Raw genomic sequence first — 26,881 nt, forward strand, 5'->3', positions numbered from 1 at the left:
CAGTGTTGGGGTTTTGGATGTTGCTCTGCCGCTTTGACCCAGAACCCGGCAGATCACTCCCCTTGGCGTGGGCCAGGGCGACGACCTCCAGCCGTGCTGTCTTGTACGATTGCTCCGGCTGGCGGAAGCGTTCTCGGGCGTCAGTCAATCAGGAAGCGTTCAATGCACCAGGCCAGTCGCAGACGCAGATGGTCCGATGCCTCGCCCAACTCCTCCAGTATGAGTCGCGCCTCGTCTGCGTAGCCTTGGCGACGCTCTCTGTTCCAGGTGGGGCGCGGATCGCTCAGGTTGGCGATGCGATCGGCCAGCTTGACCATCCAAACCTCTTTCGCCTGCTCGCGGATGCGTCGCAGGCTGTCGCGCATCTGCTCCAGCTTGCCTGGGATAGCCGGGTCCTTGCTCAGGGCCAGCACTCCGTCGGCGATGCGTCGGTTGAAGGCCATTTGCAGTTGGGCGTGGCTTGTGGCCGTATCCTCGATGATGTCGTGCAGTATGGCGCAGGGCAGAGCCAAGTCTGCGTTGCCGCCTTCGGCAACCAGAGCCGCCGTGACCTCCAGGGCCACGCTGCCGATGTGCACGAGATAAGGCAGGTCGTTGTCGGGCATGGTCTGGCCGGCATGGGCCAGGGCGGCGAAATGCCAAGCCCGCACGTGTAGCCCTTGGGTCCAGGGCATGCTGTGCCTCCGTAGCTGGTCGAAGTTTATTGGCGCATGGTGCGGTCTGCACCGACATGCGCGGATTGTTCGCACGATGCGTTGTCCGCAGGTCGGGCGTATCGATATGCCGGTCGGAGTTCATATGGGCTGATCTGGCGCAATGCGCTTCCCGAGTTGTCGCAGGTGGTTGGCTGCCTGTACGTCAAGGCTGCCTTCGACTCAAGCAATCGATGTGTCTGGAATGAACAGTATGTCCGGGGAGTTGTCAGCAGTGTTCTGAAGGGCTACTAAGAGCGCTTTGACCACATGCTGCATCAGCCGGAATTTCTCGTTAAAAACCTGTCGACAGGCGATCGCTTGCGGCGGAATTCACGGAGGCACCCATGCTCGAACGTCAGGAAGCCTTGCGTCTGCTCAATGAAAACACGCCCGAGGCGCACCTCATCGAACATGCCCTGGCCAGCGAGGCGGTCATGCGCGGTCTGGCCCGCCGCTTGGGTCGCGAGGAGGACATGTGGGGATTGGCCGGGCTGTTGCACGACCTGGATTATTCCGCCACCAAGGAAGATCCGGCGCGCCACGGCGTCACGTCCGCGGACCTGCTCCAGGGCCGATTGCCCGAAGAGGCAGTCCAGGCCATCCGCGCCCATGCCTGGGAGATGAACGGAGTGGAGCCGAAGAGCGACTTCGATTACGCCCTGCGCTGCGGCGAAACCGTCACCGGCCTGGTCAGCGCGGCGGCCCTGGTGCGGCCCGACGGCATGGCCGGCATGCAGGCCTCCAGTCTAAAGAAGAAGATGAAGGACAAAGCCTTTGCGCGCAATGTGCGTCGCGAGGTTATCCGCGAGTGTGAGAAGCTCGGGCTGGAATTGACGGAATTCCTGACTCTCGCCATCGAGTCCATGGCAGCGCTTCGCTAGCGGGGCACTGCGGCCGTATCCTTCGTTTCGACCTGGCGGTGATCATTTGATTACGCGGCGTATTGCATGGATGCGTCCGGCCCAGTAGGCCCCGGAAAGAGATTCCTCGCGCACGCGGCCGCCGCTTCGGGGGCTATGGATGAAGGTGTTCCCGCCGGCGTAGATTCCAGTGTGCAGATAAGGCTGCTTCCCGCCCAGCTTGAACACGACGATATCGCCCGGATGCATCTGGTCGGCAGGCACGGCTTGGCCGGCGCGGGTCTGTTCCCAGGTGGTGCGCGGCAGGTCGACACCGTGTGTCTCGTAGACCCAGACCACCAGTCCGGAACAGTCGAAGCCCGAAACAGGTGACATGCCGCCAAAGCGATAGGGCGTGCCGATCACGGAACGCGCCTTGGCCACTACGGATTGACGCAAAGTGGCAGCCGACTGATGCACTTGCGGATACGCTCGACCGTCAGGCGCAATTTCCTTCGGTTCGACGGCTGGGACGGGCTTGGCCGCAGGCTGGGCAGGTCGAGCTTGCGTGCTAGGCGGAGCCGTCGGCTGCTCCAGATTGTTGCGCTGACCGATTGAGCGTTGTTCCACCGGTGGCCGGTGCGAGCTGCAGGCGCTTAGAATAAGCAGCATCAGAAAGGCCGCCAGAGCGTTCCGGAGGATAGGGCGCGGAAGGCCGCAGGCGGTGTGGACCACAGGGGCTTGGTGCATGCTCGTTATGATCGTAGCAGGGAACGTGTTTAAGTTCGTGTATATTTTTTTGAACAGGCATTCAAGCGAGATGGAATGGCAAACGAGCCCAAGCGTAAAGACGCGGGCTGGACACCATTGAAACCCTTGGGCTAGGGTGGAGCCAAAACGAGTCTTACCTCTTCATGTTCATAATACGACAAATTAGGATACATCCTTGGTTCTGGCTCCTGATTGGGGGGCTGCTCCTGCTTGGCGTGGGATTTGGCGGCCGATTTCTACCACAAAGCGGTACCGGCCTGACGGAATGGACGCCACTCCTGGAGCGGTTGGCCAATGACGGACACGATCCAGGCGAGCTGCGCGTCGTGTTTGGGGACTCAAGAGCGCGCTACGACCCTTCGGCCATGGCCTCGAAGCTCCAAGCCCTTCTGCGCCAGCGCCGGCAAGCGCGCGGCGAACCCGGTGAACAGCCGGAAGTCTATGGCAGGTATCTTTCTCCCTTGGCCCTGGCTGGCGCGCGCGGCTACCTGGACCTGCATCGCGGGGTCTTGGAAAATGCCGAAAGCCTTTACGGGGTGGACAAGGAGATCCAGGTGGCCATCCTGCTCATCGAAAGCAAGCTGGGCATGACCACCGGCAGCGACGACGCCCTGCTGATCCTGGCCAGCATGGCCATGTCGGCGGACTTTGAGAGGGTCAAGCCGCACATCGGCTGGGGCAGGCTCGATCAGGAAGAGCAGGCCTGGATCGAGGCGCGTAATGCGGACAAGGCTGCTTGGGCCTACCGTGAACTGGATGCGCTTCTACGCTACGCAAGGATGGCCGGTCGCAGTCCCTTGGATATCCCAAGCTCCGTTTATGGAGCCATCGGTTACCCCCAATTTATGCCCAGCAATGCTCTGGCCTACGGGGTGGACGGCGACGGCGATGGGATCGTCGACCTGTTCACCACGGCCGACGCCGTGCATAGCCTGTGCAACTTCCTCAAACGCCACGGCTGGCGCGAGGACCTCGTCCTGGACCGCAGGCACGAGGTTATCTACAAATACAATCACGACAACGTCTACGCACGAACTGTGCTGGCCATAGCCGACCGGCTAAAGGGCAAGGCATAAGCGACCCTGGAGCATCAGTTCGCATTGCTGCAGGCAGCCACAGGGCCTTGCACTTATCAGCCTGCAGGCCAAGCGGGACTCTCTCCATGCGCTAAACACGAGTTTTCTCTCGCTTCCAGATCGGGAACTCCGGCTGCCGCGATGCGGCCAGCCCCGAGTCGGGTGATGCCATTTCGGCCAAGAAAAGCCGGGAGAGACGTCTGCCTCTCCCGGTGCAAGGTTCGACTTACAGGCGGTCCAGAGGCACCCAAGCCAACTTGTCTTCCAGATCGTCGTCAATGCTATCGGAGTGTCGAGAGAGGGGGTCTTCCGTGCCGCAGTACCTGCAGCGTAGCATGACCCCGCTTCAGGCGCGGCGCAGGTTCAGGGGACGGCCGCAGTTGCGGCAGGCCGCTTTGCTGTCTTGTGTGGGCTGTTTGTGCAGGAACGTCATGGGCGTTTAGGGGTAGAGGTTACAGGACCGTCGTGGGGCGTCCTGATGATGGAGAAGGGCACGCTCTCGGCCATCTCGGACAGGCCCTGTTCGAGTTCGGCGGCCATGTCCGGGCTGAATACCACGCGAACTAGGGCGCGCCTGCGGTCGAGCACCGTAAAATAGGCTAGATGCCCCCTGGCTTCCAACAAGAAGCGGAACAGGGCCATGCGCTCCGGCGCGATCTCCACATAAAGCCTTTCGGACCATGTGGGTCGCGCGTGCCTCCGGGGCGGGCATCCGGTGTTCCGCAGAGGCCTCATAGTATTTCGCAGCCGTTCTCGGTGACCAGGACCATGTACTCCCAGCGGATGCCGCCCCAGGTCGGATCGTAAAGACCTGGTTCCACGGTCACAAACATGCCGGCCTGAAGCGTGGTCTCGGCCAGGCGACCGAGGCTGGGCGGTTCGTGCGTTTCCAGGCCGATGCCGTGGCCCAGGCCGTGAGTGAACTGACTTGCCACGCCGTGCCGATCCAGGTGGTTCCATGCCGCCAGGTAGGCTTCGCGGGCGGGCAAGCCGGGGCGGATGATGTCGATGGCGGCTTGCTGCGCCCCCCGCACCAGCTCCATTGTACGCTGGAAGCGCTCGGACGGCTTGTCGCCCACCCAAAAGGTGCGCGTCTGGTCCGAACAATAGGCCCCCAGCCGGCAACCCATATCCACGAGCACCAGCTCGTTCTCGCGGATGGCCGTTGCGCCGGGGATGGCGTGAGGCAGGGCCGCGTTGGGGCCCACGCCCACAATTGTCTCGAAGGATAACTCGCTGGCCCCGCCGTTGCGGAAGGCCTGCTCCAGCTCCCAGGCCAGCGCTTCCTCGGTCTTGCCGGGCACGAGCAGCCTGGGAGTAAGGCCGAAGACCTCATGGTTCAGGCGGCATGAGCGGCGCATGATCTCTATCTCGCCGGGCTCCTTGATGATGCGCAGCTCTTCCACCAATCCTTTGGTGGGCTTGAGCGTAAGCCCGTTCGAAAGATCGAGCCAGGTCTGCACGCACAAGGCCTGGGACTCCACGCCGATGGTCCCCAGGCGCAGCCCTGCCAGGAATTCGCGGATCTTCTCGTTTCGCGCCTGAGCGTAGATGAAGACATTGTCCTCGTCCCAAAGTCGCCGAGCCGCATCCAGATAACGCGGATCAGTCAGCAGCCAGTCCGGGCCGTTACGGGTGACCAGCAGATAGCCGGCTGATTCGTTGCACTGGGGATCGTGCAGCTCGAAGCCGCTCAGATAAAAGCGGTTGGCTGCCAGACTTACCAGCAACGCGTCCAGACCCTCGCGGGCGAGCAGAGGGCGCAGCTTTTCACGTCGGGCGGAGTGAGTGTGCTTGTTCATGTTGGTTCCTAAGAATAGTAGAATTTGCTTTGTCTGATGCCATTTCTCTGCAGCCAGGGCATTCGGGCTACCTTCTATATCTGCATAGGCGGCGAGAGGTTCAAAAGAGTCGACCCGGGGCGGACTCGGTCATAGCAATGAGTTGGAGGACGAACGCTTCACGTCTGCTCGCATCTGGCGGGTATTTCTGGTCCGCACTGTCTGTTTGCAACAGGCTTATGTCATGTCCGCGCTGCCAGCAAGCGGCGCAGGGTGGAAGTTATTTTGGGGGCCCAGGCTTGATAGCTGTAATCGTACTCGGCGCGTTGCCGACCGGCGTGTCCCATTGAGCGACGCAACTCTGGGCAGCATGCCAGTGCAAAAAGGACTTCCTGCCACTGCTTAGCATCATGGGCATGGAAGCCCGTCACGCCATTGACAACGACCCTGCCCGCATCTCCCACGGGTGAACTGACTACCGGCAACCCGAGGCCCATGTACTGTATAGCTTTGTACCCGCAGCGACCAAGAGACCGGTTGTCGCTGATGAGCGGCATGAGACCTACATCGAAGGCAGCCATTGCCTTGTACTGCCCTTCAACGCTCCAAGGGACGAACTCCGCCTTGATTCCCTCAAGTTCAAGCGGCTTGGAAGAGACAATGCGCAGAATACTCGGCCTTGGAGGGCACAAAGAGTTTCGCGCAGAATGTCTTTGATCGGCTCGAAATCGACCAAGTTCTGAGCATGGCCTATCCAGCCGAAGACAATAGGCGAGTTCGTATCGCTTGGGTTGACCCTGGAATGACGCTTGTATTCCTCGATATCAATACACGAGGGGATAATCTCGATCTGTGGGTTGAATCGTGAGGCGTAGAGGGCAAGATAGTCGTTTCCGCAAAACACAGCATCGGCGTTCTGCAGGAGATATTGAAGGCGCGGCAGTCCCTTGGCATGACGTTGTTTGGCCCAGGAATCATTCTTCATCGACGGGTGCAGTTCGTACATGGCATCGTCGATGTCGTAGACCAAGTTTTTGCTTAATAAACGTACAAGTCGAGCGAAAAGCGTATTCGGTATGACTTTTTGTAGTACCACAATATCGTGCCGAGGTGCGTTCCAGAGGAACTTGGAGAGGAAACTCAGCAGCTTAAAAACATTCTTTTTACGTGGGTTAACCAGAACCCGCCCTTCAATACCATCTTGTTTCAAGTAAGGGAGAAGATCGAAGATGCGAACTCTGCTGCTGGCAAGTCCTTGGTCGGATCTTGAGATGAAAAGAACTTTGATAGGCTGCATGCCACCTCTAGCTCGAACTCATGTTTGCGGGAATGCCCATTGGAAGTTGCCTGTTCTGCAGGTTCTTGCCGAGTGCCGTTGGCCGGGGCGACTACCTCCAGGCCTCCTCTAGCAGTCATGCCAGCCCTAAGTCCAGCACGGCTGGCAGCAGAAGCTGCGGAAGCGGCGTGCGTGCAAACCGACATGGAACAGCTTCCAAAGGCCGCTAGATTTCGTCCTGGCGAAACGATTCTTTAAATGCTAAATTCTAAAGACTTGGTCATGATAAAGCTAGTATTGATTCATTTTTCTATATCCCATTAGTCAAACATAAGTGAGTCTGGGCGTGGTACGCATTGGAGAAGATACGATTGCCTTGTGTTCAAAGGCCATTAACCGAACCAATATCGCCAGGTACGCATATAACCTGCTCTGGCTTGGAGCGGGAATCTTCATCTTGTTCCTCCCTCTTGGCCGCTCTTTTCGTGAAATCGGAGCTCTGCTGGCTCTGGTTGGATTGATATTGTATTACTGCAGTGACTATCCCAGTTCGAATCTGAAGCGTTTTGGTGGGATGATTTGGCCTTATGTGCTCTTGATCGGACTGATCATATTCAAATGTTTCCATACGATTGACTTAGAGGGAGGACTGGACACACTATGGTCAGTCTCATACAGGAGTTTCCCCTTCTTTTTTGTAGGAATAGAGTTGGCGCGTGGCAAGCAGAAGTTGAAAATGTTAGCATTCCTTTTCGCTGTAATGAGCTGCTATGAGGGATTAGATGGTGTATATCAGTATGTAACAGGAGTGGATTTATTTCGGGGAGAGCCCATCAGGAAACTTTACGCGGATAGTTTTCGGCTGACTGGATCTTTCGCGCGGGTGGGCAACGTCCTATCTATATCGCTGGTAATTGGGATGGGTCTTTTCTACGTTCTGCCCCGGGACTGGCCACGTTGGCGTTCTTGGCTGGTTACAGCCCTAGTCTTAGCTCCAGGGATGTACCTTCTGATTTTTACAAGAACAAGAAGCTCTTACGTCGGATTTGCCGTAGCGTTGCTGCTCCTGTGGGTTTTGCACAGGGGATTCGACTGGAAGAAGATCCTTTTGCCCCTTGCTGTTGGATTCGGATTGGCCTTCTTTGGGCCACAACGAGTTACTTTTTCGCAGGTGCTCAAGGACGGCCGCATTACCGACCTATGGCCGTTCGCCATCGAGGTGTTCAAGAACTGGCCGATTCTTGGCTCTGGGGTCGACACGTACAACCCAGCGTTTAGGTCCCTGGGATTGGTACCTAGCCAAGATAGCATCACCATCCCCCATCCGCATAACATATACCTGCAGTTCCTAGCCGAAACGGGAGTTATCGGCTTCGCCACGCTCATGCTCTTCCTGATGGTCTATAGTCTGTGGTTTCTCAAAAGAATCGCAGGGGGCCTCAGGCAAGGACAGGACAAGGAATACTGGGGATTGCTCTCATTTTTCGGTTGCGCCTACATGGGCTACATGGCCACGGCCATTAGTGCACACAGCTTTTTCCGTGTTTGGTGGCTCGGTCTGTCCATGCTCGTCTTGGGCGTGACACTCGGCGGCTGTGTCTGGGCAGAAAGAGAGAAGGACGAGGTGCGTTTCGTTAGGAGTGGCGACTCCTAGGTTTTGTGTTGTCTAGCGATAAGCCCCTGCAGCAAATCTTCAAAGCGCCTGCCCTGGGTATCGATATTAAAGGCAGCCTTGCACTGCTCCCAAGCTGCCTGCTTCCAGGTCATGACCTGCGCATCGTCCGCGCGGAGCAGGCATTCCAATGGCGCTAGCAGGTCGTCGGCTTCCATGCCGGCCAGCAGGCCGTGCAGGTTAGCGGCGGGCCATATCTCGCGCACTCCGCCTACGTCTCGAGCTACAGGGCACAGGCCTTGGGCCATGGCTTCCAGCAGTGTATTGGGCAACCCCTCGGCGTAGGAAGGCAGCACGAAGGCGTCGCAATGGCGCAAATGTGAAGTTACATCGGCCTGAAATCCCAGCCACCTGACGCGATTTTGTAAGCCGAGCGAGATCGCCAAGGCCTTGAGTTCATCTTCGGTTGCACCCGTGCCGAGTACGTCAAGTGTGAACTCTAGACCCTGACCTTGCAGTGTGGCAAGAGTCTGTAAAAGGTCCGCGTGACCTTTTTCGGAGCTGAGGCGGCTGCTGACGATGAGCCGCAAGGGTCGGCGCACCGGCTCGGGCGGCTCCTTGGCCACAGGTTTACCTGTGTGAATGACCGCAATTTCTTCAGGCTTGAGATGAGGCAGACAGGCGAGCAGGCCGTCTTTTGTGTCTTGGCTGGGCACGAGGATGTGCGGCTTGATGAAACGGTGCATGAGACGCACCTTGAGTGTGTTGCGCATGTCGCCGGGCAGGCCTACCCGGTGCAGCACGGGCACTCCCGAAAGCCTAGCGGCCAAACCGGCGGTTCGCAGGTCCTTGCCTACATTGACCACGAGCACGTCCGTGCGCCGGGTGCGGAAGAAACGCGCGAAGCGCAGGATGAGCGCAGGGCTGAAGTCCACGCCGAATTCCAGGGCAAAGGTCTCGATGTCCAGACTGCGGGATTTGTCGGTGAACGGCCCTGGCCGGCCGAAGATTGTCACCTCGTGGCCGTGCTTGGCGAGCCAGGCCGCGGTATCAAGAGTCCAGGTTTTGACCCCGGCCCACTTATGCGTCGAATTCACATAGACGATACGCAAGATATTTTCCTTATGATATTCAGCTCGTTCGCAGCAGCTTCACTAGTCTGCCTTTGATCCAGCGGCGGAGTTCGTTAGCCAGTTCTCGGCGCGGCGCCATGTGCAGCACGCGATGAAGGGACGGATAGGGATGCAATACCTTACGGATAGAATAGAGGCGTTCAGTTCGCAGCGTGCGATCAAAGAAGCGCTTGTTCTTGCGATAGACCCGGAATTTGCCTGAAAAGACCTTGCGTCGATCCACAGAAATCCGCCCGGTACGGTCCGAGGCATCCACAATCATGAGTGGTTCGTCCACTCCCTTGGCCAAGGGTCTTTGCTCCAGCAGGCGCAACCACATGTCATAGTCTTGAGATGCGCGCAGGGATGGATCGAAGCCGCCTGCCTCCAAGAGGTAAGAGCGTCGGGTGAGCACCTGCGTGCCTGCGAGGTTGATGCCGCGCACCATCAGCGCGTGGGTCAGTTCCGACGGCGTGCTGGTTAGACTCAGTTTGTCCTGCTTGCGGCGGTAATAGTCTGAATAGACGAAGGCCAGGCTATCCTCGAAGACTGCCAGCATCATCTCCACCCGCTGGGGTAGCCATTCGTCGTCGTCATCCAAACCCGCGACGTACTCGCCCTTTGCGGCTTGGATTCCTGAGTTGCGCGCCGCGCATGCTCCCATGCGACGTTCGTGGCGTAAGTACTGGATGTCCTTATGGCTTTCCATGAAGCCTTGCATAATCGCAGGCGTTTCATCCGTGGAGGCATCGTCGACCACGACGATCTCTAGGGGGCTGTATGTCTGGGCAAGGGCCGAGTCGATGGCTCTGGCCAATAGGCGGGCCCTATTGCAGGTGGTGATGATGCACGAGACAAGAGGCTTTGCAGTCACGAGCCGTCCTCTGGCTGGGTTGGATTGGAAGCAGGGCTTGTCCTAAGTTCGAGCAGGAGAGGAAGTCAAGGCCGCGCTGCGAGCCGGAACTTGTTAGGTTTATCGCGGGAAGCAGGCGTTTGGCGAAAGGCGATCGCTCCTTACACTTACGCGCGACTTTAAGTGACTTGCTAGAGATTTTTCCACTTATCCTAGCAATTTTGCCGCCATGGCCGCCGCACCGTAGCCGTTGTCGATATTGACCACGGCAATGCCGGGCGCGCAGGCGTTGAGCATGGACAGGAGGGCGGCGATGCCGCCGAGGCCGGTGCCGTAACCCACAGAAGTCGGCACGCCGATGACCGGCTTGCCGTACAGCCCCGCCACCACGCTCGGCAGGGCACCCTCCATGCCCGCAACCACGATGTGCAGCCGGGCCTTGGCCAGGGACTCGCCGCGCTGAAGCAGCCTGTGCAGGCCGGCTACGCCCACATCCGATGCCAGGCCGCAGTCGAGTCCGAAGAACATCGCACAGCCAAGAGCCTCCAAGGCCACGGGTAGATCCGAAGCTCCGGCCGCGATAACCATTGCCTGACCTGCGGATGGCCATGGTTCTGACAGGTCCACGGGCCGGCCGACGGTGAAAAGCCCGGCTGTGGGCCAGTAAACGCCTTCCGGAACATGTTTTGCAAGGTACTTGCCGCGAGCGGAGTCCAGCCGTGTGACCAGCGCGGGCTGACCGGCCTCGATCAGGCCGCCAACGGCGAGGATGAGCTGCTCCGGGCTCTTGCCTTGGCCAAAGACCACCTCGGATTGGCCTGTTCGCGGGGCTCGGTCGAGATCCAGGTGCAGGCCGCAAGCCAGCCTGCGGCCCAGCGCAAGCTGGGCCGGGGCGATGCGTTCCAGCGCCTGTTCAGGAGCAAGGGCTCCAGAGGCTACATCGTTTAAGAGTTGGCGTAAGGTCTTGTGATCCATGGCCGCAGAGCCTACACCAAGCGTTCCCAGACGGGCAAGGTTTGAAGCGTGGCGAAAAGCCACGGCGGGCGTAACCGCCCATGGGTGCGTCACGGCACGCGGCAGGGCCGCCCAGGTGCTGCTCCAGCCGGAGCGTGATGCCGGGCCCGCATAAAGGGTCAAACCCCTAGGAGTGGGGATGTCGTCTCGCAGCATACTTTTCGTGGCTCAGGCCCAATTCGTGATGGCGCTTTTTCCGCGCTGCAAGGAAGCGGGCTTCGAGGTGGGACTGGCCGATACCCTGAGCGGAGCATTGAACTTCATCAAGAAGTCCAAGCCCGAAGTGGTATTCTCCAGGGTCAGGTTTCCTGGCTATCGCATCGAGAACCTGCTTGCCGAGGCCGCAGGCGCAATGGGCGATTTTCCACCGGTCTATGCCTTTACCGATGCGGGTTCGGCCGAGGAGGCCAACAGGCTTATGGAGTTGGGCGCTCAGGACTATTGGCTTGAGCCCTTGGCCTGGGACAAGGTCGAGGCCGTCACGGCCTGCGCTCCTCGGTCGGTTCAGACCGAGGTCCAACCACAGCCTGCGCGGCCCACTACAAGTGTCAAGAAAAGCATCGATATCATCGGTCGCCACCCGGTCATCCTGCGCGTGCTGGCCTTGGCCCGGCAGGTGGCCCGCTCAAAAGCCACGGTGCTTATCGCGGGCGAATCCGGTACCGGTAAGGAGAAGTTCGCCCGTTTCCTGCACAATAACAGCGATCGCAGCAGCGGTCCGTTCGTTGCCATCAACTGTGCGGCCCTTCCCGAGCATCTGCTGGAGAGCGAACTTTTCGGGCATGAGAAGGGCGCTTTTACCGGGGCCATAGGCCGCAAACTCGGCAAGTTCGAATTGGCCACGGGTGGCTCCATTCTGTTGGACGAAATTTCGGAAATGGATATGGGGCTGCAAGCCAAACTCCTGCGCGTGCTCCAGGAGCAGGAAATCGATCGCGTGGGCGGCACAGAGACCGTAAAAGTCGATACGCGCGTACTGGCCACCACCAACCGCAGGCTGGATGAGTACGTCAAGGATGGCAAGTTCCGCCAGGATCTCTACTACCGGCTGAATGTCATCCCCCTGAAGCTCCCGGCCCTGCGCGAGCGCGGCGATGACGTGCTCCTGCTGGCCGACTTTTTCGTGAACAGCTATTGTCGCGATTACGGGCTGCCCAAGCTGGGCTTCTCCGCCGATGCCCGGCGCTGGCTTCTGGAGTATGATTGGCCGGGCAATGTGCGCGAGTTGCAGAACCTCATGGAGCGCGCCGTGCTTCTGGCCGGCACGGGACCCATCGAAACGGCCCATTTCCTCCTGGATGAGGATGCCTGGCCCTTGGGCGAGGACATGGCTGCGGTCTGCCAGACCGCGGCTGCCGGATTTGTGGCTGACATGGCGTCTGTTTCCGGGGGCTCCCTGGCTGCCGGCGGGTCGCTCACTGATGCGGACACTGGCAGCATTCTTCCCTTGGCGGAGATGGAACGCCATCTCATTCTGCGCAGCCTGGACCAGACCCAGGGCAACCGCACGCAAGCAGCCAACCTGCTAGGCATTTCAGTGCGCACCCTGCGCAATAAGTTGAACGAATACCGCCAATTGGGGATGGAAATCCCCTAAGGCGTATGATCGTGAAACCATGCCCCGCTCGGGCGCACAATGAGCGGGGCGCATCAGGCAGGCCGCCTTCGGGGGAAGGTGCGACTGTCTGCATGTTCGTTCAGCGCAGGGGACGCCATGTTCACGCTCGACAGATCCGATCTCAAGCATTCCTATTCCGCAACCGGCGATCTTTTGGTCACCGCCACGCCGCAGGGCGAGTTCCGCCGGGACGATGAGTCCGATGTGATCGCCATGATTACCCGGGTCATCAAACACTTCGCCATCAAGTTTCCCACACCGGCCGATATCCACTATCTGGAGGATGCAATCCAGGCCATGCCGGAGGAACTTGCGTGTCAAGGCGATGTGTTTCGCCACCTTGTCACGAAATTGACGGGCGAGCGGTTGCGCAGCCTCAAGAAACGGTAGAGGGCTGCGTCGGCAGGCGCATGTAGTCTTTTCTACATGCGCGAGGGGAATAGATTTAAATAGTACGATACGTAAACTTTTCATGCTGTTGATTATCTGGCCGCTTTGTGGCAAAAGTCCGTTGCTTAACACGCCTTTATGCATCTGCTCAGCATCATGGCGTCAGGGGAGACGCCCGGAACCCGACGGAGGCAATTGATGACCCGTTTATGCATGCTAATGGCCTTTTTCCTGCTGGCAGCGCCAAGCGCTTTGCTGTAAGCACCGTTTCCAGCGGCCGGCGGACCAGCATATCCAACCGGCGGCCGCTGGAGCGCCCATGATCCGCATCGATCAGATCAAGCTTTCACCCGACCACACCGACGAGGACCTGGCCCAGGCAGCCTGCGTCCGCCTGAACATCCGACGCCAAGAACTCCTGACCCTGCGCGTGCGCAAGCGCTCCGTGGACTCGCGCAAGCGCGGACAGGTATTGTTCATCTATTCCGTTGACTGCGAGGTGCGCGGCGAGGAGGACGTACTGGCGCGGGCTGAGCCGCGCGACGTGTCCCGCGCCGAGTTCCCGCGCTACGAGTTCCCGGCCCATGCGCCCCAGGGCAACTTCTCGCGGCCGGTCATCGTGGGCGCGGGACCGTGCGGCTTGTTCGCCGGGCTCATGCTGGCCCGCGCCGGCTTTCGGCCATTGCTGCTGGAGCGCGGCAAGCCCGCTCGCGAGCGTGCCCGAGATGTGTACGACTTTTGGCGGGGCGGCGCCTTCGATCCAGGCTCAAACGTGCAGTTCGGAGAAGGCGGGGCAGGGACCTTTTCCGACGGCAAGCTGACCACGCAGATCAAGGACCGCGAGGGCCGCATCGCCACCGTCCTGCGGGAGTTGACCCTGGCCGGAGCGCCCGAGGAGATCCTCTGGCAGGCCAAGCCTCACGTGGGCACGGACAAATTGGTTGGAGTCGTGGAAAACCTGCGCAAGACCATTATCGACCTGGGCGGCGAAGTGCGCTTTCAGACGCAGGTCGCCGGCTTGATCCATGAAAGTGGCAGGGTGCGCGGGGTCAGGCTCGCATCGGGCGAGGAACTCGACGCCGGGGTAGTGGTTCTGGCCATCGGCCACAGTGCCCGCGACACCTTTGCCATGCTGCACGGCCTGGGCTTGGCCATGTCCCAGAAGCCTTTTTCCATCGGCTGCCGCATGGAGCACCCCCAGACTTTGGTTGATGCTGCGCAGTACGGCCGCCTGGCCGGCCATCCGCGTCTGCCGCCAGCCGAATACAAGCTCGTGCACCACGGCCGGGATGGCCGATCGGCCTACACCTTCTGCATGTGCCCTGGCGGCGAGGTCATCGCAGCGGCCTCGGAGGCCAGCGGCGTGGTCACCAACGGCATGAGCCGCCACGCCCGCGCCGGCGGCAACGCCAACTCCGCGCTGCTGGTGGGCGTGGAGCCGGCGGACCTCGGTTCGCCGCATCCCCTGGCCGGCGTGGAGTTCCAGCGGCGCTGGGAGTGTCGGGCCTTCGAACTGGCTGGCGGCGATTACCGCGCTCCTGTCCAAATGGTCGAGGACTTCCTGGCTGGCCGACCCACTAAGCGCCTGGGCGACGTGCAGCCCACCTACAGGCCGGGCGTCACGCCCACGGACCTGGCTGATTGCCTGCCTGCCTATGTGGCTTCAACCATGCGCGAGGCCATCGTGGGATTGGATCGCAAGCTGCGCGGCTTCGCCCGGCCCGACGCCGTCCTTACTGGCGTGGAGACGCGCAGTTCTTCGCCCGTGCGTTTGGTACGCGGCGAGGACCTGCAGAGCGTAACATTCCGAGGCGTGTATCCGGCGGGTGAGGGCGCAGGTTACGCCGGCGGCATCGTTTCCGCGGCCGTGGACGGCATGCGCGCCGCCGAGGCCGTGGCTCTGGAGCTGGCGGGCCTGGCGCGGCCATAGGCTCTATTCTCAAAGGCATCTTCCACGCGGTTTTGCCCTGACCATGCACCTGCATGCCTGGATGTTCCTTTTTCGTTTATCTACCCGATGTCTGTAGGATATTATCCTACAGGACAATAGGAATCACACCGATGGCGAATCGCCCGGTATGTTCTAATGGACTCTATGAACAAACCGGGAAGGTTCCGGCTAAGTGAAGCGAAACAAGGAGCAAGGGCATGAGCCATGGCTGCGCATATGCCAATCAGTGCATGCTGTACAAGAACTTCCAGGGTGTGTCGCCCACTCTCCGGAAGGCCTTCAAAGAGCGGCTGTGCTCGGACAAGGATAACGCCCAGCGTTGCCGTCGGGCCCAATACCACGCCGTCTACGGTGACGACCCGCCGTTGTCCATGCTGCCTTTGCCCGTCAATCCGGAGGGCGGTATATGGCTCCGGGGATAGAATCCGGCAGAGAGCCGAAGACAAGGCCGAGTGGCGTCGTGGCTGGCAAGGGCATCACCTGGGAGCGCGACCTGGATTACGCCTTGCGCCTGGCCAAAGCGGGCGGCAAACCGGTGTTGCTCTATTTCCATGATCCCGACTGCGTTGCCTGCCAGGCGCAGGAAAACGAAGCCTTCGTCGATGGCTCTGTTGTGAGCGCAGTCAAGGAGCATGTCGTGCCCGCCTGGCTGCCTCACGACCATATTCCGCTCTCGTCGGAGTATGGCGTGACTTGGTCGCCAAGTCTGCTCTTGCTTGATCCCGAAGGCCGTGCTCACCGCTGCGAGATCGGCTTCCTGCCTGCCGAGGAACTCGTTCCCTTCCTCCTCTTGGGCTGCGCCGGCGTATACTTCGACGGGGACAAGTTCGACTACGCCGTGCCCCTGCTGGAGCAGCTTCTGAATCGGCATGGCCGCAGCGCCTATGCGCCCGAAGCCCGCTTCCTGCTGGGGGCCGCGGCATGGAAAGCCAGCAACGACCCGAGCCGACTGCGCCTGACCTACGAGGACCTGCAGCGCACTTGGCCTGACAGCCTGTGGGCCAAGAAAGCCCAGCCGTATACGCGGCTTTAAGGCGGCGCACGAGAATAGGAAAGGCGCAGGTCTCCCTGAATCCCATCAGGAAGGGCACGCCTTAGCGGTATGGTTCAATGTGAATTGCCTTTGGCACGCAGCGGCGAGCCCAAGACATGGTTGGCTTTCCTACTGCGGAATGAATCAATCAAGATCCCCGTCAGAGTGCCATCTGACGGGGATCTTTTATTGCGGGGAGAGACGATGCTCGTTTTGGAATGCATCGTGAGAGGATCCGGCAGCCTTTCTTCCGGCTTTCGTGTGGCAAAACAGTTCCTACTCTCATGGAGGTGCTGGCCACAACCCTTACGTGACATGACGTTTGATGATATAAGTGAACAAGACAGCCACTTTAGACCATGGAGAAATACAAATGCACATGACGGAGCTTGTGGCGCGGTGCCGGAGCTATCGGCGCTTTCGGCAGGGAGAGCGTATCGGCATGGAAGTCTTGGAGCATCTGGCAAGCTTGGCCCGGCTTACGGCCTCGGCGGCGAACATGCAGCCGCTCCGGTACGTGCTGGTGGCGGATTCGGTCAAGGCAACCGAAATCTATCCGACCCTTGGCTGGGCTGCCTACCTCAAGGACTGGCCTGGTCCTGTCGAGGGAGAGCGGCCCGCGGCGTATGTCATTATTCTGGGCGAGGAGAAGCACCGGAAGTTCACGGCCTGGGACATGGGCATCGCGGCTCAGACGATATTGCTTGGTGCGGTGGAGCGCGGCCTTGGAGGCTGCATGATCGGCAATATCGACAAGCCGCGCTTGGCCGGGATGATCTTGGTGCCCGACGGGTTCGAGATTCTGCTGGTTCTGGCCCTTGGAGTTCCGGCCGAGACCGTGGCGGTGGAGTCCATGGGCCCCGAAGGTGATGTCCGTTACTGGCGCGACGAGGCGAACGTGCACCATGTGCCAAAGCGGAGTCTGGAAGAGCTTGTGGTCGGACGGTATTAGAGCATTTTGCTTTTGAAAATGCTCTATAAGCCACGCGTCGGCATGGCTTGCCGCCGCGCATAGGCGTAGGCGCAATTCACTTGCGCCGCGGGCGCCGGAGCGGGCGTCTTAAAAGCAATCTGCTCTAAAAAAGAAAATCGAGGAGGGCCGAAGCCCTCCTCGATTTGTTTTTGAACGCAGGCGCTAGATCTCGAAGAGCATCTCCAGATCGTCGCGAGTGAGGGATTTCCAGGCCTCCTGGCCGGGGATGATGGCGTCGGCAATGCCTTTCTTCTGCTCCTGGAGCTTGAGAATCTTCTCTTCCACCGTGTTCTGACAGATCATCTTGTAGGAAAAGACCTGCTGGGTCTGGCCGATGCGGTGTGCGCGGTCAGTGGCCTGGTTCTCCACGGCCGGGTTCCACCACGGGTCGTAGTGAACCACATAGTCGGCGCTGGTCAGGTTGAGGCCCGTGCCTCCGGCCTTTAGCGAAATGAGGAAGATGGGGATATTCGGGTCGGAGTTGAAACGCTCCACCTGATCGAAGCGGTCCTTGCTCGCGCCGTCCAGATAGGCAAAGGGCGTTTTGTTGATCTGCAGCCAGTTGCGAATGATATGCAGCATTTGCACGAACTGGGAGAACACGAGCACCTTGTGGCCTTCCTCGATGACATCGGTGATCAGGTCCTGGAAGGCGTCGAACTTGCCGGAGGGCAGGTTCGTGTTCAGGCCGGGCATGTCGAGCTTGAGCAGGCGCGGATGGCAGCATATCTGGCGCAACTTGAGCAGGGCGTCGAGGATGGACATCTGGCTCTTGGCGATGCCCTTCTCGTCCACGGTCTGCATGACCTGCTCCTTGAGCTTCTTGGCCAGGGCCGCATAAAGCTCGAGCTGTTCATCGGCGAGATTGCAGTACTGGATGGTCTCAATCTTGGGCGGCAGGTCCTTGGCCACCTCGGACTTGGTGCGGCGCAGGATGAACGGCCGCACACGCCCGCGCAGATAGCTGAGCGTCTCCTCGTCGCCGTCCTTGATTGGCTTGACGATGCCGCGCTGGAACGAGTGCTGCGAGCCCAGGAAACCGGGCATGAGGAATTCGAACAGGCTCCACAACTCGAAGAGGTTGTTCTCGATCGGCGTGCCGGACAGACACAGGCGCATGTTCGTGTCCAGCTTGCGCACGCTGCGGGCCGTGATGGTGTTCGGGTTTTTGATGTTCTGGGCCTCGTCGAGAATGACCGAGTTGAACTCGAACTTGAGCAGCTCGTCCAGGTCGCGCCGCAGCAGGGCGTAGGTGGTGAGCACGATGTGCGAGTCCTTGATCTGCTTGAGCATGCCTTCTCGCCGTGCGCCGTAGACAGTCAGGATCTTCAGGTTGGGCACGAACTTCTGACACTCGCGCTCCCAGTTGGGCAGCACCGAGGTGGGCACGATGATGAGATTCGGCCCCGTGAGGCCCTTTTCGTTCATGTGCTGGATGAAGGACAACGTTTGCACGGTCTTGCCCAGACCCATCTCGTCGGCCAGGATGCCGCCGAATTCGTACTCGCGCAGGAAGTTCAGATAGGACAGGCCTTCCTGTTGATAGGGCCGCAGTGTAGCATTGAGGCCCTGGGGTATGGCAATGGGCGTGATTTCCTGAAAGCTGTGTATCTTCTGGCGCAGCTTCTTGTAGAACTCATCGGTGTGCACCTCAGGCAAGTCCTCGATGAGCTTGTCCAGTGCCGGCATCTCATACTGGCTGAACTGCTTCTTGGGCGGCTTATCAGGATCGTAGCCCAGGGCACGCAGCTTGTGGGCCAGCTTGTTGAGCCATGATTCAGGCAGGCTCGTGTATGATCCGTCCTTGAGCTGCACATAGCGCTTGCCCTGGGTCCAAGCCTTCCAGATGGCCTCGATGGGCACGCGCTGGCCGTCATATTCGACGCTGACCTCCAGGTTGAACCACTTGTCCTCTTCGCTCGTCTCCACCTCGGCCACGACAACGGGCTGAGAGAGCCTGACTTTGTAACGGGTCAAGTTCTTCTCGCCGTAGACGCGGTAAGTCTCAACGAGCTTCGGATAGTAATCCAGCAGGAAGGTGATGGCTTCTTCAGGCTCCAGGAACCAGTTGGCGTTGTTGCGCGCCTGGAAATTCATGTCGTGGAGCTTGCTCTGCAGGTCGGCTTCGGCCTGCTGATCACGGCGCAGGAGATAGGATTTGCCGTCGTGCGTGTAGCTGCCGGTCTGCAGGTCGGGATTGGGGCCGGGCAACATGACCTCCATGTGCTCGGTCTCGTAGACGTTGGAAATCTGCAGGGTCAGCAGACTGCCTTCTTCGTCCAGGAACAGCTTGGGGCTGTACTTGGCGGGGACGAAGATGGGGGCCATGCGCGCCAGGAATTCCTCCTGGCCGTGCAGGTCGCTGGAGGGCAGCTTGGTCCACACGCGGTCGAGGAATTCGGATATCTCTTCCGAGGGAATGGCCGGAGGCGCGTGCACGAGGTTCTGGATGAGGGATGAGCTCAGGCCCGTCTGCACCGGGTAGAACGTGCCGCGCCAGAGAACCCACAGAGGCATCTGGCCGTAGAAGAAGGCGTCCTCGCCCGTGATGGAGAAAGGCTGCTTGCCCTCGCGCGAAAGCATGATGTCGAAAGCCAAGCCATTTTCGGATAGGGCCGGCGAGAGCTGCAAGCGCATGGTCTTGCGCTCGACGCGCACCGGCTGGTCCGTGTCCCCCTGGAAAAGGTAGTACTCGTCCTTGACGGCCCAGAAGAACCAGGTCAGCAGACCGGGCGGCAGCTCCACCCGATGGCCCATGTAATCCTGGTAGATGCCCAGCAGTCTGGCCACCTTGGGCAGCAGCGGCGTGGTCTCGGTCCAGTCCGGATTTTGCAGGATCTGGTCCAGGGTGACCTCGTTGTGCACCTGGGACAGACCGGACTTGTTTTGCCGCGCGCGGAAGAAGGCCACCTGCAGACGTTCCGGTTCGGGATAGAAGCGGTAGATCAGATAGTGCTTGCCGGCTTCAGGCTCATGCTCGGAAGAGAAGTAGGAGCGGAAGGTTTGCCGCCACTCGGAACGTCTCGGCACCGCCTCGACGATGGCCTGCTCGGCCTTCTTCTCGTTCAGGGAAGCCAGGACCTTGAGAGCCACGGCGCCTACATGGCGGCATGAGCCGGAAAAGCCCTCGTCGCAATTGCAGTAGTAGTTGACCGCTTCCTTATCGAGATTAATGCTTATTTCAGTGGAGTAAACCTGGAAGTCCTCGCCCTGGATTTGGGCTTCGGCATCCCATAGTCCATCGCGCCGGTTAAGGCTCAGCTTCTGGACTCCGCCTTTGGAGACGATCCCCTGGGATCCCTCAAGGATGTACTCCGGGATGGAGTCCTTAAGGAAGTCGGAGAGGATTTTTTTGACCTTGTTTTCCTCGGCCGCAGACATGTATGCGTAGTACTCCCGTACTAACCGTATTACTCGGTTTTCGGTTTACTCTAAAGGAGTTATAGGGACGATACCCAACAGCGGTGGAACTTAATAGGTTTGGTTAATCAAAAAACAAAAGCTAATCAAGCGCGACTTGGCTTTTGGCCTGCTTTGCTTCATAATTTTTTCCTCGCGGAAAACTTGGTCCAGCCAATCGGACTACCAACCCGAGACAAGGAAGTAAGAAATGCATCCAAGGCGTACCATTTTGGCCGTGCTGGCGGTCTTTTCAATACTGTCCCTTGCCTGTGGGCCTTCCGATACGGACGAGCAGGGCAAGCCGGCCGCCGGCGGTGTGAGGCCTGTCCCAGGAGTGGCCGAGACTCCGGTGCGCGGCGGCCGCATCGTTGAGCCGACTCTGGGCGAGCCCTCCAACCTCATCGCAGCCCTGTCCACGGACTCGGCCTCGCATGAGGTGGCGGACCTCATCTACGTCGCGCCGTTACGTTACAACAAGGACATCGAACTGGAGCCTTGGGCCGCCGAGTCCTTCGAGGTGCTGGAAGACGGCAAGCTCCTGCGCTTCAAGCTGCGCGAGGACATCCGCTGGTTCGACGGCACACCCTTCACGGCCGCGGACGTGAAGTTCACCGTGGACCTCATGCGCGACCCCAAGACCCCCACGGCCTACAGCGACGACTATTTGGCCATCAAGGAATTCACGGTGACGGGACCCTACTCCTTTGAGGTGCGCTACGACAAGCCTTTCGCGCGCTCGCTGGTGACTTGGGCCTTGGATGTGCTGCCCAAGCACGCGCTGGAGAAGGAGAACCTTCTTGAAACCAAATATAGCCGCATGCCCATGGGGGCAGGTCCCTACAAACTCAAGGAATGGGTGCCCGGCCGGCGTATCGTGTTGGAAGCCAACGACGACTACTTCCTGGGCCGTCCCTATCTGGACCAGGTCATTTATGAGATCATCCCTGACCTCTCCACCCAGTTCCTTGAATTGAAGGCGGGCAATCTCGATACCATGGGCCTTACTGCGCAGCAATATCTGTTCCAGACCAAAGGTCCTGACTGGGAGCGCAACTGGAATAAGTTCGAGTATCTTTCTTTCGGCTACACGTTCCTCGGCTACAACCTGAAGCACCCGCTGTTCCAGAGCAAGAAGGTGCGCCAAGCCCTGAGCTGCGCCATCGACACGCAGGAGATCGTCAAGGGCGTGCTTTTCGGTTTGGGCCAGCCAGCCATGGGTCCGTACAAGCCGGGCACCTGGGTCTACAACGACAAGCTCGCGCCCTATGCCTACGATCCCGAGAGGGCCAAGCGCTTGCTGGCCGAGGAGGGCTGGCGCGACAGCAATGGCGACGGCCTGCTGGACAAGAATGGGCAGGCCTTTAAGTTCACTATCCTGACGAATCAGGGCAACGAGCAGCGCATCAAGACCGCGACCATCATCCAACAGCGGCTGAAGCAGGTCGGCGTGGCCGTGGACATCCGCACCGTGGAGTGGGCCGCCTTCGCCAACGAGTTCCTCAACAAGGGCAATTTCGAGGCCACCCTCCTGGGCTGGAACATCCTGCAAGATCCTGACATTTTTACTGTTTGGCATTCTTCGCAGTTCCCCCCCGCGGGGCTGAACCTGACCTACTACAAGAACGAGGAGCTGGACCGCCTGCTGGAAGAGGGCCGCATGACTCTGGACCAGGAGGAGCGCAAACGTATATACGACCGTGTGCAGGAGATCCTGCACGAGGACCAGCCGTACACGTTCCTGTACGTGCCCATGGCCCTGCCCATCGTGCATGCGCGTTTCCGCAACGTGGAGGTCGCGCCGGCCGGGATTACGCACAACTTCACCGAATGGTGGGTCCCCACGCACCTACAGCGCTGAAAGGAGCCCGGCCCAAGGGAGGCCGGGACATATGATCCGTATACATGAAATAATAGATAAGGTTCTGTCCTACCATCCAGAACCCAACGTAGCCCTTATCCAAAAGGCCTATGTCTTTGCGGCTGCGGCCCATGCAGGGCAGACCAGGCTCTCGGGCGAGCCGTACATGTCCCATCCTCTGGAGGTGGCAAACATCCTGGCCGATATGCGCCTGGACGAGTTCGCCATCGTATCCGCGTTGCTGCACGATACCGTGGAGGACACCAAGGCCACGGTGGATGAGATCGAGAGCAAGTTCGGCAAGGAGGTCGCGCATATCGTCGACGGCGTGACCAAGATCAGCAAGATGACCTTCGAGACAAAGGCCCAGGCCCAGGCGGAGAACATCCGCAAGATGATCGTGGCCATGGCCGAGGATATCCGGGTCATCATGATAAAGCTCGCCGATCGACTGCACAACATGCGCACGCTGGATTTCCAGAAGTCCGAGAAGCAGAAGCGCATTGCCCAGGAAACCCTGGACATCTACGCGCCCTTGGCCAACCGCCTGGGCCTGCATTTCATCAAAACCGAGCTTGAAGACCTATGTTTCATGTACACGCGACCGGATGCCTACGGCCAACTCAAAAAGGGCGTGGAGCACTACCAGGACATCGGCCACGAGTACATCGCCAAGGTTATCGATCTCCTGAACGACATGCTGGGTCGCAACAAGATCAAGGGCCGGGTGTTGGGCCGCACGAAGCATCTGTACTCCATCCATAACAAGATGCTGCAACAGAGTCTGACCTTGGACCAAGTCTACGATCTGATGGCCTTCCGGGTCATCGTGTCCACAATCCGCGACTGTTATGCCGTCTTAGGCGAGGTGCACTCCATCTGGAAACCCGTGCCAGGCAGGTTCAAGGACTACATCTCCATGCCCAAGCCGAATATGTACCAGTCGCTGCACACGACGGTCATTGGGCCAGACGGCGAACGCATAGAGATTCAGATCCGTACAGAGGAAATGCACCGCTTGGCCGAATACGGCGTAGCCGCTCACTGGCAATACAAGGAGGGCGGAGGCGGCAAACCAAGGGATGTGGAGCGTTTCTCCTGGCTACGCGAAATCCTGGATTGGCAGAAGGAGACCCGCGACCCGCGTGAGTTCATGCGCTCCTTGCGCGTGGATCTCTCGGAGGACCAGGTCTATGTGTTCACGCCTCGGGGCGACGTGAAGTCCTTGCCCGAGGGCGCCACACCCGTGGATTTCGCCTACATGGTCCACTCGGAGGTGGGCGACCATTGCGCTGGTGCCAAGGTCAACGGCCGACTCGTGCCTTTGTCCACCAAGCTCAAGAACGGCGATACGGTCGAGGTCATCACCGACGCGCAACGCCATCCCAGCCGTGACTGGCTCAAGTACGTCAAGAGCGGCAAGGCCATTCAGCGTATCAAGTATTTCATTCGCACCGAAGAGCGTCAGCGTTCCATTATACTGGCCAAGGAGATCCTGGAGAAGGAGGGTCGCAAGCTGGGGGTCAATTTCTCCAAGGCGATGCAGGAGGGCAAGTTCGAGCCTTTGGCCGCGGAGTTCTCTTTCAACTCCGCCGAGGAACTGCTCGTGTCCGTGGGCTACGGCCGGATTACTCCGCGCAAGGTGCTGCACAGGCTCATGCCAGCCAGACCAGAAGATGACAAAGTCCAGGCGGCACAGGTCGAGGTTCAGGCCGAAGAGACTCCCAGGCCCAAATCCACGGACAAGGTGCGCATAAGAGGCGTGGACGATATGCTCGTGCGTTATGCCGGTTGCTGCGATCCGCTGCCGGGCGAACCCATCGTTGGTTACATCACGCGCGGCCGGGGCGTGACCGTGCACACGGCCGACTGCCCCAACGTGCAGGCGCTGGAGCCCGAAAGGTTGCTGGATATCTACTGGGAGGGCGAGGAAAACGTGCCTCATCCGGCCAAGATCAGCATCCGGGCCAGGAACGTGAAGGGCGCCCTGGCCCAGATAAGCGAAGTGCTGGCCGCGGAAGGTGTGAATATCGACTCGGGTTCATTCCTGTCCAGCGAGGACGGGGTCTCGGAATTGGTTTTTAAAGTCGAGGTCAAGAACTCGGCCCACCTCTACGCCACCCTGGATAAGCTCAACAAGTTGCCCATGGTCATCGACGCCGGGCGCATCGCCCTGGCTTAGGAGCCGCATGCTCGCGCACAGAAGCATTCCGCCCACGGATACCCGCGACAAGGTCGTACGCCAGTTCCTGGTGGCCGTGCTTTTCCTGAGTCTAGGCCTGGCCCTGTACGTCATCTGGCCTTTCATCGATCCGATCATCATGGGCGCGGTAATGGCCACGCTTTTCCATCCGCTTCAGGGCTGGATCCTGCGCAGGCTACCGGGCAAGCGCAACCTAGCCGCCCTGATCACCGTCAGCCTCATCACACTGGTCATCGTCATCCCGGCGCTGCTCTTCCTGACCGCTCTCATCAGCCAGGGCATCGAGATGGCAGCGCAGGCCAGTCAGTGGCTCGGCGACGTGGACTTGGCGCGCCTGCAGGAGAACCCGCGCGTGGCCCAACTGCTGGCCTGGGCACGGGCGCACCTGCCTTTTGTGCATTTTGAGGGCGAGGCGTTGCGCAATCAGCTCGTGGGCGCGAGCACGGGCCTGGGCCAGGCCTTGCTCAAGGGCGGCACGAGCATCTTGGGCAATGCCGTGAACTTTGTGGTAAGTTTCGCCATCATGCTTTTCCTGACCTTCTATTTCTTGCGTGACGGCAAGGCCATGGTCAGCACGGCCAAGCATCTTTCGCCATTGCGCTCGGGGCAAGAGGAACGCATCCTGGCGCGCATAAAGGCCGTGACGCGTTCGGTATTCGTGGGCAGTTTTCTGACTGCCCTGTGCCAGGGCCTCGCTGGAGGCATCGCCATGGCCATCGTGGGCATCCCGCCTCTGTTTTGGGGCACCGTGCTCGGGTTGGCCTCACTGGTGCCGGTCGTGGGCACCGCCCTGGTCTGGGTTCCGGCCACGGCCTATCTGGTCCTCATCGGCAGCTACAAGTCCGCGGTGTTCTTCGCTCTTTGGAGCGCGATCATCGTGGGCTCCATAGACAACTTTCTGCGTCCGTTCCTCATGCAGGGCCAAGCCCAGATGTCGCCCTTCTACATCTTCCTGGCCATCATCGGCGGCCTGCAGGTCTTCGGCTTGGCCGGTGTTCTGTACGGCCCGCTTATCATCGCCTTCGCCACGGTCATGTTGTACATCTATCGGAGTGAGTATCACGAGGTGCTGGACGAGGTGCACGAGGACGGCACGCTCCCGCCGCCGGAGGACGCCGGAGGCGAATAAGCAAGGGGGAAGGCATGCGCAAGCTGGCGCGGGAGCTACAGGCCCTGCTGCTAAAGACGGTCTACGGCTTCTCGGACGACAACTGCTTTACCCTCGCCGCTGCGTTGTCCTACTACGCCCTGTTCTCCCTGGCCCCGTTGCTGGTCATCCTCATCTCGGCCCTGAGCCTAGTGGCGGGCAGCCAAGATGTCGTGAACCTCGTCTACGAGTACGTCTCCGAGTACCTGGGCTCCCAGGCAGCGACGACCATCCGCCGCCTTATGGAGCAGGCCTACCAGCCTTCCAGCAGCATAATCGCCAGCCTTATCGGCTTGGGCACCCTGGTCGTAACCGCCACGACATTGCTTGCCAATCTGCAGAACTCCCTGAACATCGTATGGGGCGTGGCCCAGGCCAAAAAGTACGGCGTACTGCGCATGCTCCTCGATAGGCTCAATTCGCTCGTACTTATTCTGCTCATGGGCCTGCTCCTGCTCCTGCTCACCGTGGTTCAGGCGGTCATGACCGGCGCCTACGGCTACCTGATCCAGTGGCTGCCCGTGGACACGCTCGCGCTCCTGGACATACTGCAGCAGGTCTTGTCTTTCCTCGGCTTGGCCCTGCTCATCGGACTGGTCTTCAAGGTGCTCCCCGATGCGCGCATCGCCTGGCGCGACGTGGCCGTGGGTTCGCTGGTCACGGCGCTGCTCCTGTTCCTGGGCAAGACGGCCATCGGCTACTACCTGGGCCGCAGCGCCACGGCCTCCATGTACGGCCCGGCCAGTGCGATTATCCTCATGCTCCTGTGGATAAACTATTCCTCGCTTATCCTTTTTCTGGGAGCCGAGTTCACCCAAGCCTGGTCCGAACTCTACGGCACCGCCATTCGTTCGCCCTGGGAGCGCCAGGCCAAGGTGGATCAGACTCTTGAGGAGGGCAAGCGGCGCAAGGAGGAGAAGGAAAAGGCTAAGGAAGGAGACACGCTGGATGCAGAGAGGGAGAAAGCGGACCAGCCGCCGAAGGCTGGAGGAGAGTGAAGATGCTTCCCCGCCAGAGGTTACGCCTCTCTGGCCCGCGATCTGTGCGTGGTCAGGGTAACTGCGTCATCGTGTTCAGCAACACGCTTTTTGATGTGGAGATAGAGCATTTTGCTTTTGAAAATGCTCTGCAAGCCATGCGTCGGCATGGCTTGCCGCCGCGTAGGCGTAGGCGCAATTCACTTGCGCCGTCAACGCCGGAGCGGGCGTCTTAAAAGCAATCTGCTTTAAGGGACATGGAGCCAGGGGATCGCATCCTTTGGCGGGTAAGGACTCGCG

At 59.8% G+C, this 26,881-nt stretch carries 24 protein-coding genes; 13 read left to right on the forward strand and 11 right to left on the reverse strand.

Translation table 11 applies throughout. The features are described 5' to 3' along the window. Positions 1-140: 140 nt before the first annotated feature. Positions 141-674, reverse strand: coding sequence for an HD domain-containing protein (locus H585_RS0118255; RefSeq protein WP_027368879.1), 534 nt, complete (start codon positions 672-674; stop codon positions 141-143). A 365-nt stretch (positions 675-1,039) separates the two neighbouring features. Between H585_RS0118255 and H585_RS0118260 the strand changes: the two genes are divergently transcribed. Next, entirely contained in the window at positions 1,040-1,576 is a 537-nt protein-coding gene (locus H585_RS0118260; protein ID WP_027368880.1) for an HDIG domain-containing metalloprotein, read from the forward strand. Between the two features lie 42 nt (positions 1,577-1,618). Here H585_RS0118260 and H585_RS23765 read toward each other — a convergent pair whose 3' ends face one another. Next, complete coding sequence (locus H585_RS23765; RefSeq protein WP_237707580.1) at positions 1,619-1,993, reverse strand: C40 family peptidase; 375 nt, start codon at positions 1,991-1,993, stop codon at positions 1,619-1,621. Between the two features lie 455 nt (positions 1,994-2,448). Between H585_RS23765 and H585_RS0118270 the strand changes: the two genes are divergently transcribed. Next, the gene (locus tag H585_RS0118270) at positions 2,449-3,381 is read left to right on the forward strand and encodes a lytic murein transglycosylase (RefSeq protein WP_027368881.1); all 933 of its coding nucleotides are present in this window, start codon (positions 2,449-2,451) and stop codon (positions 3,379-3,381) included. A 226-nt stretch (positions 3,382-3,607) separates the two neighbouring features. Here H585_RS0118270 and H585_RS23870 read toward each other — a convergent pair whose 3' ends face one another. The 5 genes from H585_RS23870 to H585_RS22265 all read right to left on the reverse strand — a co-directional run bounded on the left by H585_RS23870 (position 3,608) and on the right by H585_RS22265 (position 6,459). After that, a complete protein-coding gene (locus H585_RS23870) occupies positions 3,608-3,814 on the reverse strand; it encodes a dual CXXC motif small (seleno)protein (RefSeq protein ID WP_338042138.1) in 207 nt (68 codons plus the stop codon). After that, positions 3,811-4,044: a DUF4911 domain-containing protein gene (locus H585_RS0118275; RefSeq protein ID WP_244432629.1), complete on the reverse strand. Its 234-nt coding sequence runs from the start codon at positions 4,042-4,044 to the stop codon at positions 3,811-3,813. Before H585_RS0118275 ends, H585_RS23870 begins: the two co-directional genes overlap by 4 nt. Before the next feature lie 68 nt (positions 4,045-4,112). Further along, on the reverse strand, positions 4,113-5,183 hold the full coding sequence (locus tag H585_RS0118280) for a M24 family metallopeptidase (RefSeq protein ID WP_027368883.1): 1,071 nt from the start codon (positions 5,181-5,183) through the stop codon (positions 4,113-4,115). A gap of 221 nt (positions 5,184-5,404) precedes the next feature. Next, positions 5,405-5,743, reverse strand: a complete 339-nt coding sequence (locus H585_RS23980) for a glycosyltransferase (RefSeq protein ID WP_027368884.1) — start codon at positions 5,741-5,743, stop codon at positions 5,405-5,407. Next, positions 5,725-6,459 (reverse strand): glycosyltransferase family protein, encoded by a 735-nt coding sequence (locus H585_RS22265; RefSeq protein ID WP_027368885.1) that lies wholly within the window; start codon positions 6,457-6,459, stop codon positions 5,725-5,727. The genes H585_RS23980 and H585_RS22265 overlap by 19 nt, the downstream gene beginning before the upstream one ends. A gap of 979 nt (positions 6,460-7,438) precedes the next feature. Between H585_RS22265 and H585_RS23770 the strand changes: the two genes are divergently transcribed. Beyond that, positions 7,439-8,092, forward strand: a complete 654-nt coding sequence (locus H585_RS23770; RefSeq protein ID WP_244432660.1) for an O-antigen ligase family protein — start codon at positions 7,439-7,441, stop codon at positions 8,090-8,092. On the opposite strand, the gene H585_RS0118300 is transcribed toward H585_RS23770, so the two are convergent. The 3 genes from H585_RS0118300 to larB form a co-directional block, all read right to left on the reverse strand. Then, on the reverse strand, positions 8,089-9,162 hold the full coding sequence (locus tag H585_RS0118300) for a glycosyltransferase (protein ID WP_027368887.1): 1,074 nt from the start codon (positions 9,160-9,162) through the stop codon (positions 8,089-8,091). The two genes, H585_RS23770 and H585_RS0118300, sit on opposite strands and share 4 nt — an antisense overlap. A gap of 19 nt (positions 9,163-9,181) precedes the next feature. Next, a complete protein-coding gene (locus tag H585_RS0118305) occupies positions 9,182-10,036 on the reverse strand; it encodes a glycosyltransferase family 2 protein (RefSeq protein WP_027368888.1) in 855 nt (284 codons plus the stop codon). A gap of 186 nt (positions 10,037-10,222) precedes the next feature. Continuing rightward, positions 10,223-10,990, reverse strand: coding sequence for a nickel pincer cofactor biosynthesis protein LarB (gene larB / locus H585_RS0118310; protein ID WP_027368889.1), 768 nt, complete (start codon positions 10,988-10,990; stop codon positions 10,223-10,225). A 178-nt stretch (positions 10,991-11,168) separates the two neighbouring features. Between larB and H585_RS0118315 the strand changes: the two genes are divergently transcribed. The 6 genes from H585_RS0118315 (at position 11,169) to H585_RS0118340 (ending at position 16,973) form a co-directional block, all read left to right on the forward strand. Beyond that, positions 11,169-12,626 carry a sigma-54 dependent transcriptional regulator gene (locus H585_RS0118315; protein WP_027368890.1) on the forward strand — a complete coding sequence of 486 codons (1,458 nt, stop codon included), beginning with the start codon at positions 11,169-11,171 and terminating at the stop codon, positions 12,624-12,626. Between the two features lie 117 nt (positions 12,627-12,743). Next, positions 12,744-13,037: a hypothetical protein gene (locus H585_RS0118320; protein ID WP_027368891.1), complete on the forward strand. Its 294-nt coding sequence runs from the start codon at positions 12,744-12,746 to the stop codon at positions 13,035-13,037. Positions 13,038-13,356: 319 nt separating this feature from the next. Further along, the gene (locus tag H585_RS0118325; RefSeq protein WP_027368892.1) at positions 13,357-14,967 is read left to right on the forward strand and encodes an NAD(P)/FAD-dependent oxidoreductase; all 1,611 of its coding nucleotides are present in this window, start codon (positions 13,357-13,359) and stop codon (positions 14,965-14,967) included. A gap of 218 nt (positions 14,968-15,185) precedes the next feature. Beyond that, positions 15,186-15,410 (forward strand): hypothetical protein, encoded by a 225-nt coding sequence (locus H585_RS0118330; RefSeq protein WP_027368893.1) that lies wholly within the window; start codon positions 15,186-15,188, stop codon positions 15,408-15,410. Then, positions 15,395-16,021: a thioredoxin family protein gene (locus tag H585_RS0118335; RefSeq protein WP_027368894.1), complete on the forward strand. Its 627-nt coding sequence runs from the start codon at positions 15,395-15,397 to the stop codon at positions 16,019-16,021. Before H585_RS0118330 ends, H585_RS0118335 begins: the two co-directional genes overlap by 16 nt. A 373-nt stretch (positions 16,022-16,394) precedes the next feature. After that, the gene (locus tag H585_RS0118340; protein WP_027368895.1) at positions 16,395-16,973 is read left to right on the forward strand and encodes a nitroreductase family protein; all 579 of its coding nucleotides are present in this window, start codon (positions 16,395-16,397) and stop codon (positions 16,971-16,973) included. Between the two features lie 183 nt (positions 16,974-17,156). Here the strand turns inward: H585_RS0118340 and H585_RS0118345 are convergent, their stop codons facing one another. Next, entirely contained in the window at positions 17,157-20,375 is a 3,219-nt protein-coding gene (locus tag H585_RS0118345) for a DEAD/DEAH box helicase (protein WP_027368896.1), read from the reverse strand. A gap of 229 nt (positions 20,376-20,604) precedes the next feature. Here H585_RS0118345 and H585_RS0118350 point away from each other — a divergent pair, with 229 nt between their 5' ends. Genes H585_RS0118350 through H585_RS0118365 form a run of 4 tightly spaced genes read left to right on the forward strand, consistent with a single transcriptional unit; the run spans position 20,605 to position 26,602 of the window. Further along, complete coding sequence (locus H585_RS0118350; RefSeq protein ID WP_027368897.1) at positions 20,605-22,254, forward strand: peptide-binding protein; 1,650 nt, start codon at positions 20,605-20,607, stop codon at positions 22,252-22,254. 31 nt (positions 22,255-22,285) lie between these two features. Beyond that, positions 22,286-24,436 (forward strand): RelA/SpoT family protein, encoded by a 2,151-nt coding sequence (locus H585_RS0118355; protein ID WP_014260470.1) that lies wholly within the window; start codon positions 22,286-22,288, stop codon positions 24,434-24,436. A 7-nt stretch (positions 24,437-24,443) separates the two neighbouring features. Continuing rightward, positions 24,444-25,586 carry an AI-2E family transporter gene (locus tag H585_RS0118360; protein ID WP_027368898.1) on the forward strand — a complete coding sequence of 381 codons (1,143 nt, stop codon included), beginning with the start codon at positions 24,444-24,446 and terminating at the stop codon, positions 25,584-25,586. Positions 25,587-25,600: 14 nt separating this feature from the next. Next, entirely contained in the window at positions 25,601-26,602 is a 1,002-nt protein-coding gene (locus tag H585_RS0118365) for a YihY/virulence factor BrkB family protein (protein ID WP_027368899.1), read from the forward strand. Positions 26,603-26,881 lie beyond the last annotated feature (279 nt).

It is taken from the genome of Desulfocurvibacter africanus subsp. africanus DSM 2603, from assembly GCF_000422545.1.
GTDB lineage: Bacteria > Desulfobacterota > Desulfovibrionia > Desulfovibrionales > Desulfovibrionaceae > Desulfocurvibacter > Desulfocurvibacter africanus.

Excerpts from the sequence above, each read along its gene's own strand:
- H585_RS23770 (WP_244432660.1), top strand. The coding sequence starts at position 7,439 with ATGTACCTTCTGATTTTTACAAGAACAAGAAGCTCTTACGTCGGATTT.
- H585_RS0118360 (WP_027368898.1), top strand. The coding sequence starts at position 24,444 with ATGCTCGCGCACAGAAGCATTCCGCCCACGGATACCCGCGACAAGGTC.
- H585_RS0118330 (WP_027368893.1), top strand. The coding sequence starts at position 15,186 with ATGAGCCATGGCTGCGCATATGCCAATCAGTGCATGCTGTACAAGAAC.
- H585_RS22265 (WP_027368885.1), bottom strand. The coding sequence starts at position 6,459 with ATGCAGCCTATCAAAGTTCTTTTCATCTCAAGATCCGACCAAGGACTT.
- H585_RS0118270 (WP_027368881.1), top strand. The coding sequence starts at position 2,449 with ATGTTCATAATACGACAAATTAGGATACATCCTTGGTTCTGGCTCCTG.
- H585_RS0118260 (WP_027368880.1), top strand. The coding sequence starts at position 1,040 with ATGCTCGAACGTCAGGAAGCCTTGCGTCTGCTCAATGAAAACACGCCC.
- H585_RS0118350 (WP_027368897.1), top strand. The coding sequence starts at position 20,605 with ATGCATCCAAGGCGTACCATTTTGGCCGTGCTGGCGGTCTTTTCAATA.
- H585_RS0118340 (WP_027368895.1), top strand. The coding sequence starts at position 16,395 with ATGCACATGACGGAGCTTGTGGCGCGGTGCCGGAGCTATCGGCGCTTT.
- larB (WP_027368889.1), bottom strand. The coding sequence starts at position 10,990 with ATGGATCACAAGACCTTACGCCAACTCTTAAACGATGTAGCCTCTGGA.
- H585_RS23980 (WP_027368884.1), bottom strand. The coding sequence starts at position 5,743 with ATGGCTGCCTTCGATGTAGGTCTCATGCCGCTCATCAGCGACAACCGG.
- H585_RS0118365 (WP_027368899.1), top strand. The coding sequence starts at position 25,601 with ATGCGCAAGCTGGCGCGGGAGCTACAGGCCCTGCTGCTAAAGACGGTC.
- H585_RS0118325 (WP_027368892.1), top strand. The coding sequence starts at position 13,357 with ATGATCCGCATCGATCAGATCAAGCTTTCACCCGACCACACCGACGAG.
- H585_RS0118345 (WP_027368896.1), bottom strand. The coding sequence starts at position 20,375 with ATGTCTGCGGCCGAGGAAAACAAGGTCAAAAAAATCCTCTCCGACTTC.
- H585_RS0118320 (WP_027368891.1), top strand. The coding sequence starts at position 12,744 with ATGTTCACGCTCGACAGATCCGATCTCAAGCATTCCTATTCCGCAACC.
- H585_RS0118280 (WP_027368883.1), bottom strand. The coding sequence starts at position 5,183 with ATGAACAAGCACACTCACTCCGCCCGACGTGAAAAGCTGCGCCCTCTG.
- H585_RS0118315 (WP_027368890.1), top strand. The coding sequence starts at position 11,169 with ATGTCGTCTCGCAGCATACTTTTCGTGGCTCAGGCCCAATTCGTGATG.
- H585_RS0118355 (WP_014260470.1), top strand. The coding sequence starts at position 22,286 with ATGATCCGTATACATGAAATAATAGATAAGGTTCTGTCCTACCATCCA.
- H585_RS0118255 (WP_027368879.1), bottom strand. The coding sequence starts at position 674 with ATGCCCTGGACCCAAGGGCTACACGTGCGGGCTTGGCATTTCGCCGCC.
- H585_RS0118335 (WP_027368894.1), top strand. The coding sequence starts at position 15,395 with ATGGCTCCGGGGATAGAATCCGGCAGAGAGCCGAAGACAAGGCCGAGT.